This window comes from Selenomonas ruminantium subsp. lactilytica TAM6421 (genome assembly GCF_000284095.1).
Lineage (GTDB): Bacteria > Bacillota > Negativicutes > Selenomonadales > Selenomonadaceae > Selenomonas_A > Selenomonas_A lactilytica.
This window is the reverse complement of sequence record NC_017068.1, coordinates 1,124,717-1,140,406: the sequence shown is the minus strand read 5'-3', so window position 1 is coordinate 1,140,406 and position 15,690 is coordinate 1,124,717. Positions and strand designations below refer to the sequence as shown.

Here is a 15,690-nt window from a genome sequence, read left to right as displayed (position 1 = left end):
CCTTTTGCTTATTTACCCTCAATATATTGAGGAAATTTTCATTAATAACTCTAACAGTATACTACGATTCCCTGTTTCCGTCAAATTCTGCGCGCCCTGATGAAGGAACATTCACTGGTTATTCTGTGCTTTTTTCCGGAAAATCTCCTGCAGGCTTTGCGTAAAAGGCGCTCTGGCAATGCCGTATTCCGTGACAATGCCGGCAATCAATTCATGGTCAACCACATCAAAAGCAGGATTATAGACTTTGACGCCCGACGGTGCCATGCGCTGCTGGTACCACATTTCCGTGACTTCCTCAGGAGGACGCTGTTCAATCACGATATCTGCCCCTTTTTCAATGTTCATGTCAATGGTGGAAGTCGGTCCCAGCACATAGAAGGGGATGCCATAATACTTGGCTAAAATTGCCACACCGGAAGTCCCAATCTTGTTGCAGGCATCGCCGTTGGCCGCCACCCGGTCACAACCGACAAACACCGCATCCACCCAGCCATTCTTCATGACTTGCGAGGCCATATTGTCACAAATCACCGTGGTATCCACACCATCGGCCATGAGCTCAAACGCAGACAGCCGTGCGCCCTGCAATAGCGGACGCGTCTCATCGCAGAACACCCTGAAATTCATGCCGCGTTCCCGTCCCAAATGGACGGGTGCCAGGGCCGTGCCATACTTGGAGGTTGCCAGCTGCCCCGCATTGCAATGCGTCAGGATGCCTGCGCCATCCTGGATCAGCGTCAGGCCGTATTCCCCGATCTGGCGGCACATCCATACATCCTCAGCCTTGATGGATACAGCCTCCTGCCGCAGCAGCTCCTTGATATCCGGGATGGATTTTCCCTTGTTTGCTTCCGCAACCTTCGCCATCCGGTTCAGGGCCCAGGAGAGATTTACCGCAGTGGGGCGGGATGAATTCAAATAATCCTTAGCCTGTTGGAGCGCCGGATAAAATTCTTCCCAGGTATCAGCCTGAATATCCTTGGCGGCCAGATACAGGCCGAAGGCGGCAGCCACGCCGATTGCTGGTGCGCCGCGCACCTGCAGCAGGTAGATTGCCTGCCAGATTTCCTTCTGCTCCTTGAGGTGCAGGATTTTTACCTCTCCCGGCAATCTTGTCTGGTCGATGATCAGCAAGGCACCTTCCTGCTCATCCAAAGCCACCGTTTCATATTGCATGATGTTTTTTTCCTGTTCAGCCACGACTATTCCTCCCTATATGAGCCTCAGACCATATCCGTCAAGTTGCTGGGCTTATCGGCGCCGGCGGGCACGCCACCGGAGGTGATGCCCAGCTTTTCCCGGATGCAGATTACTTCATCCACCTGCTCATGGGAAAGCACATTCGCCTTGCCGATGATATTCTGAGTATACATGATGATTTTAGCGTAATGCTCCATGGCTTCCAGCCGGTACCAGGCCTCCATCAGAGAAGTGCCCCAGGCAACGGAACCATGATTGGCCAGCAATACGGCATTGTAATCCCGGACATAGGGCGCAATGGAGTCCGGAATCCCCTGAGAGCCCGGCGGCTCATAATGCACGCAGGGAACCACGCCCAAATTGACCAGGGCTTCCGGATAGATTGCCTGATTCAGCGCCATGCCCGCAATGGCGAACGCCGTCGAAACCGGCGGATGGGCATGGCATACCGCTGCTGCATCCTCCCGTTCTTGATAAATGCGTAGATGCATCTTCACCTCACTGGAAGGCGCCCGTTCCCCCTGTTCGAGAATCGTTCCATCCAAGCGCATCCGCACCAGCTCATCTTCCGCCATAAAGCCTTTGGAAACGCCCGTGGGCGTTGTCCAAATCGTTTCCGCATCCACCTTGCAGGAGATATTCCCATCATTGGCCGCCACGAAATTCTTCTGATACATCCGCCGCCCGATTTCCACGATCAGCCGCTTCGCTTCTGCATCCGTAGGATACTGTTTTCCTGTCCCCATGAAACAACACCTCATAATATTCCGTCTGCTATTTCAAAAACTCTGCTTTATCCACATACTCCAGGCCCAACGCCTCGGACACAGGAAGATTGGTCAGCCTGCCTTCTATGGTATTAAGCCCTTGGGCAAGACCTGCATCGGCCTTGCAAGCCTCGCGCCAGCCTTTTTCTGCCAGTTTCAGGGCATAGGGCAAAGTAGCGTTGGTAAGGGCCAATGTAGAGGTTCTAGCTACGGCCCCGGGGATATTGGCCACTGAGTAATGCAATACGCCATGTTTCACAAAGGTAGGATTCTCATGGGTGGTCACATGGTCACAGGTGGCGATGCTGCCGCCCTGGTCAATGGCCACATCCACGATGACCGAGCCCGGCTTCATGGTCTTGACCATCGCTTCCGTCACCAGCTGGGGCGTTTTGGCTCCGGGTACCAGCACGGCACCGATGAGGAGATCCGCTTCCCGCACCCATTGGGCAATGTTGAAGCTGTTGGAGCTGACCGTAGCGATGCGCCCACCGAACACATCATCCAGATAGCGCAGCCGCTCAATGGAAAGGTCAATAACCGTCACTCTGGCACCCAAACCTGCGGCCATCTTGGCGGCATTGGCGCCCACGACACCACCACCAATGATGACCACCTGCGCCGGTGCCACTCCGCTGACACCGCCCAGGAGGACGCCCGCTCCGCCATAACGGCTTTCGAGGAACTGTGCGCCAATCTGTACGGACATGCGGCCGGCAATCTCACTCATGGGAGCCAATAAGGGAAGTGACCGGCCATCCCTGCCTACCACGGTTTCATAGGCAACAGAGGTGACCTTATGTTTCAGCAGCGCCTGCGTCAGTTCCGGTTCAGCGGCCAGATGCAGATAGGTAAAGAGCAGTTGTCCCTCATGGAACAGATCATATTCAGATGGCAGCGGTTCCTTCACATTGACAATCATCTCAGCCTCGTCAAAGAGCTGCTTCTTATCTGGGAAAAGTTCGGCCCCCACGGCAGCGTAGTCTTCATCCGCAAAGCCACTGCCCAGACCGCTGCCCGTCTCGACCAGTACCCTATGCCCCGCCTTGACAAAAGCCTCTGCCCCTGCCGGCGTCAAACCTACACGATTCTCATTATTCTTGATTTCCTTGGATACACCGATAATCATGATCCGACCTCCTCACCAAAAACCATTTTCTCTTCAATAGTTCTGCCTCCAGTCTCAAATTCCTGCTGCCATCTTTTCCACTGCTTCATAGATATAGCCTAACGATGAATGCATTTTTTCCAAAGACAAGTCCATGCCATATCGTTTTTCCAGCTGTCTTATGCCCTGTTCCATGCCACTCTCTGTATTATCCTGCCGCAGGTCGGCGAAGGTCAGCTGCCGTATATAGTCCTTGCTGAGATTCTGCATCCCCAGCCCCAGCAGGCGCACCGGCTGGCGTTTTACTTTCCGCAAGAGTTCCACCGCTATCTTATATATCTCATATCCATCATTCGTGCTTTCGCAAGTCTGGGAACGGGTGATGGATTTCATATCGCCATAGGTAATCTTCAGCGTTACCGTCCGGCCGTAAAGTTCTCGCTTCTTGAGCCGTTCATCCACATTGCGGGCCAAAAGCAGGAGCACATCCTGCAGGAAGGTAAAATTCCGCTGATCGTGCTGGAAGGTCATTTCCCGGCTCAGGGATTTGGCATCGGATGCATCATAGTGTATTACCGGACGATCATCAAGCCCCAGCGCAGAGTTTATTATGAAGCGTGCATGTTTATCCCCCAGCAGGCTCATAATCTGCTTCTGACTGGCGATAATATCGCTGACTTTATGAATGCCATAGCCATTCAGTTTCTCTGCCGTGCGTTTGCCGATGCCAAAAATCACCCGGATATCCCGGTCATGGATAAGCTCACAATAAGCCTCCCGGTCCGGAATGATGAAAAAGCCATCCGGCTTCTTCTCTTCACTGGCGGTTTTGGCTGCGGACTTGGAATAGCCGATGCCCACCGAACAGGTAAGCCCCGTCTCGGCCTTTACCCGGGCTTTTATCAGCAACCCTAATTCTTCGGGACTACGAAACTCCTTTACCGAGCGGGTAACATCCAGATAGCCTTCGTCGCAGGCAATATACTCTGTGACATCCGCATAGGTTTCCCAGATATGATGAAGCTGCGCTGAAACCTTGCGATATTTCTCGTAATCCCCATGCATAAATACCGCCTGCGGGCAAAGCCGGTAAGCTTCCTTAATATTCATGGCGGAATGAATGCCATACTTCCGCGCGATATAATTGCAAGTAGAAACCACACCGCGCTCATGAGGCATCGCACCGATGACTACCGGCTTGTTCTTCAGTTTTGGATTATCCCGGATTTCCACAGAGGCAAAAAATGCATCCATATCCACATGAACGATGACTCGCTTCATAAAGCGCCCTCTTATCGTGTAAATAATTTACACAAAGTGTAACACAAACACATAATTCAAGCAAGGTTAATTACGTACTACAAACTACCTTTAATTGCAAAAAAATCCGTTAACAGAAAACGTCAACGGATTTTTAGATAAATTGCAGTTTGTCGGTGCGTTCGTGCTGAAGGTATCCCGTTCATACGCAGTCAGGGGTTCACGGGGGAGTACTTTTTCTGTTTCCGCTAAAACGACCCTCTCGGCAATTTTAGAGCTGTTTAGCCAGATGGCGCCGGGCAAGACCGGCGGCGCGTCTTTCAGCGTGCTTTCTAGTAACTATCTGCCTCGGGCCGGCCTTCGCTGGCGCTCAGGCAGTCGCTCCCACAGAAAAAGCACTCCCCCGTTCGCCCCAGCCACGATTTTGGCAATCGGCACGAACCCGGTTCTCCCGTAACAAGAACATCGATGTGCTTGTATCCTCCAGCCGGAACATAGCAGCATTGACAAACGTAACGCTGGGTGGCGGTGGGGATGCTTTTCCGCCGGCGGAACGACTGCCTGAACGAAGTGAAGGCTGGCCCGCAAACAGCATTTGCTGGATGCTTCGTTGATGGACGCGCCGCCGGACTTGCCCGGCGCAGGTTACTGGAAGATGCATACTTCTGCTGGCGGGACATTTAGTGCAGCGGCGGAAAAGTATTCCCACCGCCGCCCCACAGCTTTGTAACAAAAGCGTTCAGGCTCGCACCGACAAACTGCAATTTATCTATCTGCCTCAGCGTAAACGCATGACACCGTACTGGACTTTACTGTAGCGTCCGCCCGCCCGTTCTGTGAAGCCTAACCGGGCAAATTCCCGGCTCTTGCTGGATTCCTTCAGGACAATGCGGTGACGTGCCACCCTTCTGGCCTCAGCAATGGTCTCCAATGCCAATGGGTTCTTATTGGCCACGGGACGCAAGGGCGCAATGTTCTTGCTCTCGGCAAAGGGATGGCGGAACATGGGGTCAAAGTAGATGACATCCACGGAATTATCCGGTTGTGCCTTGAGGTATTCGTAGGCGTCAATGCAATGGGTTTTTACCCGGCGCATGGCGGCAATAACTGTATCGGTGTCGTTGGTGTAATTGGCCAAGCCATAGCCCACCACCGCTTCAATCAGCGCCTGGGATTCGAGGCCTGTAACGCTGCCGCCCTCTCCTACCACGGAGCTGGCTACAATGGCATCAGCGCCGAAGCCCAAAGTGCAGTCCAGCACATCCATACCGGGCTGCAGATCCATGGCCTCGGCCATGCGGTCCCCATCGCCAAAGCGCAGGTTCTTTAGCCGCAGATGGGCCATATTGGGATGGAAGAAGAGTTCTGCTTCCGGTGTCACCAGCGTCAGAAGGCCCTTTTTCGCCACCAGGGCAAATCTGGCATCATAGCTCTGGCAAAGGTCGGGAATCGCCTCCCGCCCGCGCTCGGCATAAGGAATCCCCAATTTTGCTGCCATCTCCCGGGCCAGTTTCTCGCTGGGCCGATTCCATTTGCGGCCTGTAGTGGCAATAGCCTGCAATTTGTTTTCGTTCAATATCTATCCATCACTTTCTCAAAAGCCAAAGCCTGTCCGCTTGAACATCTTGGCTAAATCTTCACTGCTGAATTTCAAAATGGTGGGCCTCCCATGGGGGCAGGTATAGGGAAATGCCGTGGTGGAAAGTTCATCCAGCAGGATTTCCATCTGCCGCATATTGAGTTCCTCGCCAGCCTTGATTGCCGCCCGGCAGGCAGTGGTGGCCAGGCATGCCTGCCGGATCTCCTTGGCGGTGGTTTCATGCATATTGCCTAAATCCGTCAGAATTTCCCGAATGATATCTTCCGCCTCCGCCACGGGCACATCGGCAGGCACTTCCATCAGACGATAGTCCAAATCTCCCGCCGCTTCCATATGAAAGCCCAGCTGGGCAAATAATTCCTTGTTATCCTCCACCATGGCCGCTTCCTTCCGGTCAAAGGTCAAAAGCTGATGCACCAAAAGCTGCTGGGAGGGAATGCCATCGGCCATGGCCGAGAGCTTGTCAAACAGGATGCGCTCATGGGCGGCGTGCTGGTCGATGATATAGAGCCCCTTCAAATCCTGGGCGATGATATAGGTCAAGTCCACCTGCCCGATGGGAATCATGCGGCCTGACCAGTCAGCATTTGACGTGTCAACAGTTGATTGATCAGAAATCGACAGGTCAGGTTTTGACTGGTCAATCTGGCGGTCAGGCTGGCTGTCCGCTACCTGCTCTGCATGTTCCGGCTGATTGTAATGAATCTGCCGCTCCTTCTGCAGTTCCGCCTGGGCTTCGGCAAAGCTGACTGCCGGTTTCACAGCGGGACGGCTGACCGCTTCATAGATGGTCTTGGGCTGATAACTTCCCTGGGACCTGCTGCTGGAAGGCGCAGGTGCTGCCGCTGCCGGTGCCGGCGAGCTGGCAGGTACAAACTGCATGGGCTCCATGGTGTATTCCACCTTGGGCTTTTCCACCACCGCCGCCACTTCCGTGAGGTTCCCTGTGCTGGGCCGGATGGCGTCCAGCACCGACTTATACACAGCCTTGAAGATGCGGCTTTCGTCCTCAAACTTCATCTCGCTTTTCTGCGGATGCACGTTCACATCAATGGTGCGCTGGGGCACTTCGATGTTGAGCACGGTAAAGGGGAAACCACTTTTCGGAATCAACGAGCGGTAGGCGTTGTCGATAGCCTTGGCAATGGCCCGATTCTGAATGATGCGGCCATTGACGATAAAAGTCTGCCAGGTGCGGGAACTTTTGAGCATGGAGGGCTTGGTGATAAAGCCGGAGATCTTCAGATCTTCATCTTCCAATTTCAAGGTCAGCAGGGAATCGGCCACCTGCCCGCCATAAATGGCCTGTACCGTATCAAAGAGATTGCCATTGCCCGGCGTCACCACCGAGGTCTTGTTGTTGTTGATAAACTGAAAGGCAATATCAGGACGGGACAGGGCCAGCTTGATGATGAAATCGTTGATCTTGCCGCCCTCGGTATGATTTGTCTTCAGGAACTTCTTGCGGGCAGGGGTGTTGAAGAACAGATCCTCCACCTTGATGCTGGTGCCGATATTGCAGCCCGTTTCAATGATATCCGGCGCCTTGCCGCCGCTGATTTCCACCTTTGTGCCCAAATCACTGCCCGGCTCCCGGGTCAGCATGGTGAAGCGGGACACGGAGGCTATGGTGGGCAGCGCCTCGCCCCGGAAGCCCATGGTGGAGATGTTATTGAGGTCTGAAACCTCCTGAATCTTGCTGGTGGCGTGGCGCAGGATGGCCACGGAAGCATCTTCCTTGCTCATGCCCTTGCCGTTATCCGTCACCCGCATAAAGGATGTACCGCCTGCCATGATTTCCACTTCGATGCGGGTTGCCCCCGCATCCATGGCATTTTCTATGAGTTCTTTTATCACCGATGCCGGACGCTCCACCACTTCGCCTGCGGCGATCTTGTTGATGGTGTTATCGTCAAGCACATGAATCTTGGTCATGCCTGTCCAGCCTCCCTTTTCGCCTGCTCCTGCAGTTTATAGAGTTCGTTCATGGCCTCCAACGGTGTCATGGTCATTACATCCAGGGCCAACAATTTATCGCTGAGGCTGTTAGCAAAGAGCGAGCCCATCATGGGGGCCGCCACAGCCTGTTTCTCTGCCGCTTTGATATTTTCTGTTGCCGGCACAGTTACTGCCGCGTCCGCTTCCAACTCGGCAAGAATATCCTCCGCCCGCTTGGTCACGGTCTTGGGCAGACCAGCCAAACGCGCCACATGGATACCATAGGATTTATCCGCCGCCCCGGGCACGATGCGCCGCAGAAAAGCCACCTGGGTGCCCCGCTCTTTTACGGCCACGCAGTAGTTCTTGACGATATCGTCTTCCAGATCCGTGAGTTCGTGATAGTGTGTCGCAAAGAGCGTCTTGGCATGGACCTTCTGCTCGATATGTTCAATCACGGCCCGGGCAATGCTCATGCCGTCAAAGGTACTGGTACCGCGGCCGATTTCGTCGAGGATCACGAGGCTGTTCTTGGTGGCGTATTTGAGGATCTGAGCCACCTCATTCATCTCCACCATAAAGGTACTCTGGCCGCTGACCAGGTCATCGCTGGCGCCAATACGGGTAAAGATGCGGTCAACTGGAGAAATGGCGGCTTCTCTGGCGGGAATAAAGCTGCCAATCTGGGCCATCAGCGTCAGCAAAGCCGTCTGCCGCATATAGGTGGACTTACCTGCCATGTTGGGGCCGGTAATCAGCATGATTTCACAGTTGCTATGATTGAGTTTCGTGTCATTGGGCACGAATAAATCCCGGGTCAATATGCGTTCCACCAAGGGATGACGGCCATCCTTGATATCGATCTCGCCGTTGTTCACCATGCGGGGCCGCACATAGTTATAGGATACGGCAGCTTCCGCCAGGCTTGTAAGCACATCCACGATGGCAATCTCATGGGCGGTACCCTGAATTTCCGTCAGGCGGCTCTTGATGACTTCCCGCACCTCGGTAAAGAGATTGTACTCAATGCTGACAATCTTTTCCTGGGCACCGAGAATCTTGGTCTCAAACTCCTTGAGCTCCTCGGTGATATAGCGCTCGGCATTGGCCAAGGTCTGCTTGCGGATGTATCTGTCCGGCACGAGATCGGCGCCGCTATGGCGCACTTCGATATAGTAGCCAAAGACCTTGTTATAGCCGATTTTCAGCGAGCGGATGCCTGTCTCTTCCTTCTCCCGCTCCTCGATTTCCTGCAACATGGATTTGCTGTCGTGGGCAATGCGGCGGTATTCGTCCAAATCCGCATTGTAGCCGTCCTTGATGATGCCGCCATCCCGCAGGGAAATCCCCGGTTCGTCCACAATGGAACGCTGCAGCAAATCCACCAAATCGTCAAAGACATGGATATTGTTCTGACAGTTCATCAATACATTGGATTGCACATTGGCCATCTTTTCCTTGATGGCAGGCAAACTCATCAGAGAGATCTTCAAAGCAATCAGGTCCCGGGCGTTGGCCGTGCCCACCTCAATGCGGGTCAGCAGTCGCTCGAAGTCATGGATATCCTTGCAAGCTTCCCGCAGGCCTCCCCGCAGGGCAAAGTCCTTGGTCAGTTCCTCCACCGCGTCCAAGCGCTGATTGATGGGCAGGATATTCAAGAGCGGATATTCCAGCCACTTTTTCAGCAGGCGGCTGCCCATGGCGGTATTGGTGAAGTCCAATACATCCAGCAGAGTATCCTTCTTGCCCCCGTCCCGCAGATTCCGGGTGATTTCCAGATTGCGCAAAGTATAAGTATCAATGACAAGATTTTCCGACGCATCCAGGAAACTCAGCTGGTTAAGATGAGTCAGATCCGTCATGACGGTAGCGTGCAGATAATCCAGCAGGGTTGCCACCGCTTCTTTGGCACCCTCATCGCTAGGGCGCACATCAGCGGCAAAATGCTCGATAATCCGGTCCTCCACCGCCGGGGAGATTTCCTCAATCATGGTGTAAGAAACCGTCGGCAGACGCAGATCTGTAAATTCCTTGAGGTTATCCATAAAGGAAGGCTTGCCCACCACCAGCAGTTCCGGCATGGCTAATCGGTAGAGCTCATCATAGAGCATCTGTTCCCGGCTGCCGCCGCCATAGATGCCATAGAAGCATTCGCCGGTGGAGATATCAGCACCAGCTAAGATAATCTGCTCGTCTTTTTCATGAATCAGGGCAATATAGTTATTGGCCGAATCCTTCAAAGCCGACTCAGACAGCACCGTGCCCGGCGTGATGATCTTGATGACCTCCCGCTTAGTCAGTCCCTTGGCCTTGGGATCGCCAATCTGTTCAGCGATGGCCACCTTATAACCGCGGCTTACCAATTTATTGATATAGCCTTCCGCGGCATGATAAGGCACGCCGCACATCGGCGCCTTATCCGTATTGCCGCTGCGGCTTGTAAGCGTCAGGCTCAGCTCCTTGGACACAATGCGGGCGTCATCAAAGAACATCTCATAAAAATCGCCTAAACGGAAAAATAGAATGGCCTCGGGATGCTGTTCCTTGGTGGCCAGATATTGCTGCATCATGGGCGTAAGTTCCATGTAAGCGTTACCTCCATAAAATCTATAAAATAAACGGCAGAAGCTCCCTCAGGTGAGGGAGCTCTCCATACGATTATACACGAATTCCTTTTAACACCCAGGTCTGCGGGTGGGTAATCTTTACCTGAATGAAATCACCGGGCTGCTCATCCTGATGATTGAAGAGCACGATCTTATTCGTGCAGGTATGGCCCGTCCAAACGCTATCGTCATTCTTGCTGGGGCCTTCCACCATGACTTCCATTACCTTGTCCTGCAGGGACTGGTTGATTTCCAGGCTGATTTGGTTCTGCACCGCCATCAGGGCGTTGAGCCGCTCCTTCTTAACAGCATCGTCAACCTGATTCTCCATTTCAGCCGCCGGCGTACCGGAGCGCTTGGAATAGATAAAGGTATAGGCCGAATCGTAGCGGATTTCCTTCAAGAAGTCCAGCATCTGGGCAAAATCATCTTCCGTCTCGCCTGGGAAGCCTACGATCAAGTCCGTGGTCAAAGAAGCATGGGGCAGTTTTGCTCGGATCTTCTTCACCAGTTCCCGGTAGCTTTCCACCGTATAGACGCGGTTCATGGCCTTCAACAGGTGGTTGCTGCCATACTGCACGGGCAGATGGATATGCTCGCAGAGATGCTCGCCCTCGGCGATGGCGTCGATGACCTCGTCGCTCAGGTCTTTCGGATGGGAGGTCATAAAGCGCACCCGCTTGATACCTTCCACCTTGTCCACCATCTTGAGAAGTTCGGCAAAGGTGGCCAGCTTATGATCCTTGCCGTAGGAGTTAACATTCTGACCTAAAAGGGTAACTTCCTTATAGCCCTGGGCTACGGCCTGCTCCACTTCCTTAACCACATCTTCGGGACGGCGGCTGCGCTCCCGGCCCCTTACATAAGGCACGATGCAGTAGGTGCAGAAATTATTGCAGCCATACATAATGGGCACCCAGGCCGACAAGCTGCCTTCCCGGGCAATGGGGCTGCCTTCAGCGATAGCCGGCGCCACTTTGGCGTCCAAAGCGGTGTTGACCACATGGCCCCGCTCCTGCTGGATTTCCTGTACCACCTTGGTGAGCTCATGCACCTGGCCCGTGCCCAATACGAAGTCGATATGGGGTGCCCGCTTGATGAGCTTATCGCTTTCCTTCTGGGCCATGCAGCCCGTGATGCCAAAGATCAGCTGGGGATTTTCCCGCTTGAGCTTCTTGATCTCCCCGATCTTGCCATAGACCTTGTCTTCGGCGGTCTCCCGCACGGCACAGGTGTTGATGATCAGCAGGTCAGCAATATCCGTGTCCTCGGTACGCTCATAGCCGATGGCAGCCAGCTGCCCCGCCATGCGCTCGGCATCCGCCACATTCATCTGACAGCCGTAAACCAGAAATTTGACATAGCGATGTGCTTTGCCATCTATTATCTTCATACTTGCTTATTCAGTCCTTTTGTAAAATATAACTCGATATAACATTGTAGCAAAATTATCTTTTTTTGTCTATGACGTCCGCCAAAGTTTCCCCATGACAAAACCGCCCTCCCCAAAGGAAGGACGGTCTGAACAAAAGATTTATTTACGCGTGATATGATAGGAAAGACTGCTAAGCCCTACCGACAGATCTTCGTTGACAATATGCATGGAGCTTGGCACTTCCATCTTGATGGGAGCAAAGTTCCAGATGCCCTTGACACCGGCGGCCACCAGCTTATCAGCCACGCCCTGGGCAAAGGCCGCAGGCACGGCGATGATGCCGATATGGATATGGCGCTCCTGCACGATCTGTTCCAGATTCGCCACATCCTCCACCTTGATATGATTCACCGTGGTACCGATAACCTCCTGATCTTCATCAAAGAGCGCCACCAAATTGAAACCCAAAGTGACAAAATTATGGAAGTTAGCCAGCGCCGCCCCCAGATGACCAATGCCGATGATGGCGATATTCCAATGGTTATCCAGCCCTAAGATATCGCCCACATTGCGCTTGAGCTCGTTGACGTAGTAGCCAACACCCTTCTTGCCGAACTGACCAAAGGATGCCAGATCCTTGCGGATCTGTTCCGGGGTAATTCCCAGTCGACGCCCCAGTTCGTCTGAAGAAATGATATCCTTGCCTTCGTCCTGCGCCAACCGCAAGGTGCGGAAATACAGGGGCAGCCGGTCAATGGTCGCCTTTGATATGTTCACCTGACTTTTCATGAACCTCTGCCTCCTTTTCGTCTTTGTTATCGTCTTTCGCTTTCTCTTCCTGGTCGTTTATTGCTTCTGTATCAGCTTCAACTTCTGCCTCAGCTTCTTCCATGACTTCCTGCTCCGTTTCCTTAGCCACTTCTTGAGCTGCTTCGCCCGCTTCCGCAGGTTCTTCTGCCTCAGTGTTCTCTGCTGCCTGCTGCTCTTCTTCCATATCAGCCTTCATCTTCTCAGCCAAAGTCGGCTCTGCAGCGATTTCCTCACCGGAAACTTTCTCTTCCGCCACGACTTCGGGCACTTCCTCAGTCTCTTCATCCTTGGGCGGATTGAAGGCGGCCAAAGCGGCAATAAAGGCCATCAGCATCCACAGGAACATGGAGGACGGAATATTGAACAACAGATCATCGGTAATGCCATTGAGCGCCACAGAGATCAGCGCCAGCCCGAGGCCTAAGGAAGCCCCGCTGAAAAGCCGCCAGTCCTCCCAATGGAGGAAATCCTGCCAAAGGGAAGGCTGCGGTGCAGTTTCCGGCTGCTGCACGCTGTCACTGATTTTCTTGAGCTCTGCATCTACGGTCCCTTCCTCATTGTAATCAAAGGGCGTGGGCGCAGATACCACCGGTTCTGCCGGTAAAAATCTCTGCTGCAGGGCCAGCCACAGGGAACCAAAGAACAGCCACATGAAAGAGAGCATGCCCGGAATGCCGATTTCTGCCGCATAGTTCAGATACATATTATGTGCATGCACAATGAGTACATCCGCCCCCTGCAGATAGAAATCATATTCGGGATACACCTTCCAATAAGCTCCCCAGCCAATTCCCAGGAACGGATGATCCTGAATCATGGCGATGGTGCTTTCCCAGAAGGCCAGACGCATCTCCGAGGACGTATCTACCTTGGTGAAGACCGAGGTCAGGCGCTCATAGAGCACGGGATCAGCCAAAAGCAGGCCAATGCCCACCACAGCGCAGACCAGCAATACCCGCCAGTCCTTTAACATACCGTAAACGACAAAAATAGCGGCAATCACCAGGCAGGCACCACGGGCATAGGTCATGGCCAGACAGGCGGCAGAGGCCGCCAGCAACGCTCCGAGGACAATGCGTTTCTGCTTTGTCCCCGCCTTGATAAACAGGCCAAAGGCAAGGCAGATGATGATATCGAGATACCCCGCCAAGATATTGGGATTCTCCCAGGTGGAGAACACGCGCTTTCGAAGTTCCGGGAAAGCATCGCCATCCACCCATTTCATGGCGCTGATATCGATGCCAAACAGGAACTGATAGAAGCCATAGAGCAGGACCAGCACCGCTGCAGCGCCCATAACCACCAGCAATTCCTTCACCTGTTGGCGGCTACGCAGATTCTGCCCCACCACAAAGTAGGTCAGCACATAGACACCCACCAGATTATACCAGTTGTAGAAACTGAAAGCTCGATCCGGCGATACCAGAATGGACAAGGCACTCAGCAGGACAAACAAGCCCAATGGCACATCAAAGGGCAGCTGACGGAAGGTGAATTCCTTATCCGCGCGGAACCGCAGGATGGTCAGGATTACAGCAAAGATCAGGGCCACCGTAGCTGCTGGCGGCAAAAGCGCCAGCAGGAAGGCTTCGGCCAACACAAACTGCCAGGACCATTTGGCATACCTTGCCCGCCATTTCTCCTTATTGGCCGCCCGCCGTCTGGCATTGACGGCCTTCATTTCCGGGGATTCCTTATCGCTCATGCTTCTCCCCCCTTCTTATCCAGCAGCATCTGCCTGAGACCGCCGACCAGATAGAGGGAACCTGCCATAACCAGCAATTTTTCACCATTGGCCAGCTCCAAAGCCCGATTCAGGGCTTCGCCATTATCGGCCATGGTTTCCACATGCTGCACAAATCTGGCCACCTGCCCCGTCAGGATCTGCGGATCACTGGCCCGGTCCGAATGAGGTACGGTGACAATCACCGTATCATTGGGACGCAGCAGGGTGCCAAGCATATGTTCGATATCCTTGTCCTTGAGGATGCCTAGCAGGTAAACACGCTCATCCACTGGATAATACAGGTCAAGGCTTTCCCGCAAGGCCTGCATGCCCGCCGGATTATGGGCACCGTCGATGATGATCTTCTGCCGGCCCATATCCACCCGCTCAAAGCGGGCCGGCCAGCTCACGAGACTCAGGGCATCATCGATGGTCTTGTTGGTGATGCGGCTGTCCAGATTGTGGATGAGCTGGGCCGTCATCACCGCCACCGCCGCATTCTCAATCTGATGCTTGCCCATCAGATGCAGGGTGAAAGGCACTTTTACCGCGCCCAACAGCCCCGAGGAAAACTCCAGCCGCTGGAAATTGCTTTCGCAGCTGATGAATTCCGCACTGAAATCCTCACCGGCCACAAAGATGTCGGCGTTTTTCTCCTCCGCCGTCTGCCGGATGATTTCCAAGGCTTCCCCTTGGGCGGCCGTCACCACTGGCACATCATCCTTGATGATGCCTGCCTTATGATGGGCCACCCCTTCCAGGGTGCCGCCACAGCGGTCAGCATGTTCCAAGGTCACGTTGGTGATAACGGAGACTTCCGGTACGATGACATTGGTGGAGTCCAGGAGCCCCCCCAGACCTACTTCAATCACCGCATATTCCACATGCTTGATGGCAAAGTATACGAAAGCCAACGCCGTGAGCACTTCAAACTGCGTCGGACATTCCTCGCCTTCCTCCACCATCTGATCCACATAGACCTTGATGGAGCTCAGGCAGTCCGCAAATTCCTGCTCACTGATGGACTGACCGTCCACCCGTATCCGTTCCGTATAGGAAACGAGATGGGGCGAAGAGTAAAATCCCGTGCGGATGCCCGAATGGCGCAGGATGCCCGCCAGCATGGCGGACACAGAGCCTTTGCCATTGGTTCCCGTCACATGGATGGTGCGATAGCGTTCCTGCGGTAATTCCAATCTTGCCAGTAATTTTTGAATGCGTTCCAAGCCAAGTCTAATGCCAAATGTATTGAGGCTTTCCAGATAATCCAGAGACTCCTCATAGTTCATATAGGACA

The 15,690-nt window shown here is 53.7% G+C and carries 10 protein-coding genes and 1 pseudogene; all 11 read right to left on the bottom strand.

From position 1 onward, the window contains the following. Positions 1–111 precede the first annotated feature (111 nt). Positions 112–1,179 (bottom strand): S-methyl-5-thioribose-1-phosphate isomerase, encoded by a 1,068-nt coding sequence (mtnA, locus tag SELR_RS05385; RefSeq protein WP_041914589.1) that lies wholly within the window; start codon positions 1,177–1,179, stop codon positions 112–114. Between the two features lie 47 nt (positions 1,180–1,226). After that, on the bottom strand, positions 1,227–1,949 hold the full coding sequence (locus SELR_RS05380; RefSeq protein ID WP_014424192.1) for a class II aldolase/adducin family protein: 723 nt from the start codon (positions 1,947–1,949) through the stop codon (positions 1,227–1,229). A 28-nt stretch (positions 1,950–1,977) separates the two neighbouring features. Further along, positions 1,978–3,099: an alanine dehydrogenase gene (ald, locus tag SELR_RS05375; RefSeq protein ID WP_014424191.1), complete on the bottom strand. Its 1,122-nt coding sequence runs from the start codon at positions 3,097–3,099 to the stop codon at positions 1,978–1,980. A 54-nt stretch (positions 3,100–3,153) separates the two neighbouring features. Then, positions 3,154–4,359, bottom strand: coding sequence for a DNA polymerase IV (dinB, locus tag SELR_RS05370; protein WP_014424190.1), 1,206 nt, complete (start codon positions 4,357–4,359; stop codon positions 3,154–3,156). Positions 4,360–5,116: 757 nt separating this feature from the next. Next, positions 5,117–5,914 (bottom strand): class I SAM-dependent methyltransferase, encoded by a 798-nt coding sequence (locus SELR_RS05365; RefSeq protein ID WP_014424188.1) that lies wholly within the window; start codon positions 5,912–5,914, stop codon positions 5,117–5,119. A gap of 18 nt (positions 5,915–5,932) precedes the next feature. Next, entirely contained in the window at positions 5,933–7,873 is a 1,941-nt protein-coding gene (mutL, locus tag SELR_RS05360; RefSeq protein ID WP_014424187.1) for a DNA mismatch repair endonuclease MutL, read from the bottom strand. Continuing rightward, positions 7,870–10,461: a DNA mismatch repair protein MutS gene (gene mutS / locus SELR_RS05355; protein WP_014424186.1), complete on the bottom strand. Its 2,592-nt coding sequence runs from the start codon at positions 10,459–10,461 to the stop codon at positions 7,870–7,872. The genes mutL and mutS overlap by 4 nt, the downstream gene beginning before the upstream one ends. A 73-nt stretch (positions 10,462–10,534) precedes the next feature. Further along, positions 10,535–11,875, bottom strand: coding sequence for a tRNA (N6-isopentenyl adenosine(37)-C2)-methylthiotransferase MiaB (gene miaB, locus SELR_RS05350; protein WP_014424185.1), 1,341 nt, complete (start codon positions 11,873–11,875; stop codon positions 10,535–10,537). Positions 11,876–12,016: 141 nt separating this feature from the next. Then, positions 12,017–12,646: a redox-sensing transcriptional repressor Rex gene (locus SELR_RS05345; protein ID WP_014424184.1), complete on the bottom strand. Its 630-nt coding sequence runs from the start codon at positions 12,644–12,646 to the stop codon at positions 12,017–12,019. 301 nt (positions 12,647–12,947) lie between these two features. Next, a pseudogene (locus tag SELR_RS05340) lies at positions 12,948–14,348 on the bottom strand (O-antigen ligase family protein); the annotation flags it as partial. A gap of 20 nt (positions 14,349–14,368) precedes the next feature. Next, entirely contained in the window at positions 14,369–15,682 is a 1,314-nt protein-coding gene (locus tag SELR_RS05335) for a bifunctional folylpolyglutamate synthase/dihydrofolate synthase (RefSeq protein WP_014424182.1), read from the bottom strand. Positions 15,683–15,690 lie beyond the last annotated feature (8 nt).

What these genes read in the sequence shown, in the direction of transcription:
- mtnA (WP_041914589.1), bottom strand. Translation starts at nt 1,179, where the DNA reads ATGCAATATGAAACGGTGGCTTTGGATGAGCAGGAAGGTGCCTTGCTG.
- SELR_RS05380 (WP_014424192.1), bottom strand. Translation starts at nt 1,949, where the DNA reads ATGGGGACAGGAAAACAGTATCCTACGGATGCAGAAGCGAAGCGGCTG.
- ald (WP_014424191.1), bottom strand. Translation starts at nt 3,099, where the DNA reads ATGATTATCGGTGTATCCAAGGAAATCAAGAATAATGAGAATCGTGTA.
- dinB (WP_014424190.1), bottom strand. Translation starts at nt 4,359, where the DNA reads ATGAAGCGAGTCATCGTTCATGTGGATATGGATGCATTTTTTGCCTCT.
- mutL (WP_014424187.1), bottom strand. Translation starts at nt 7,873, where the DNA reads ATGACCAAGATTCATGTGCTTGACGATAACACCATCAACAAGATCGCC.
- mutS (WP_014424186.1), bottom strand. Translation starts at nt 10,461, where the DNA reads ATGGAACTTACGCCCATGATGCAGCAATATCTGGCCACCAAGGAACAG.
- miaB (WP_014424185.1), bottom strand. Translation starts at nt 11,875, where the DNA reads ATGAAGATAATAGATGGCAAAGCACATCGCTATGTCAAATTTCTGGTT.
- SELR_RS05345 (WP_014424184.1), bottom strand. Translation starts at nt 12,646, where the DNA reads ATGAAAAGTCAGGTGAACATATCAAAGGCGACCATTGACCGGCTGCCC.
- SELR_RS05335 (WP_014424182.1), bottom strand. Translation starts at nt 15,682, where the DNA reads ATGAACTATGAGGAGTCTCTGGATTATCTGGAAAGCCTCAATACATTT.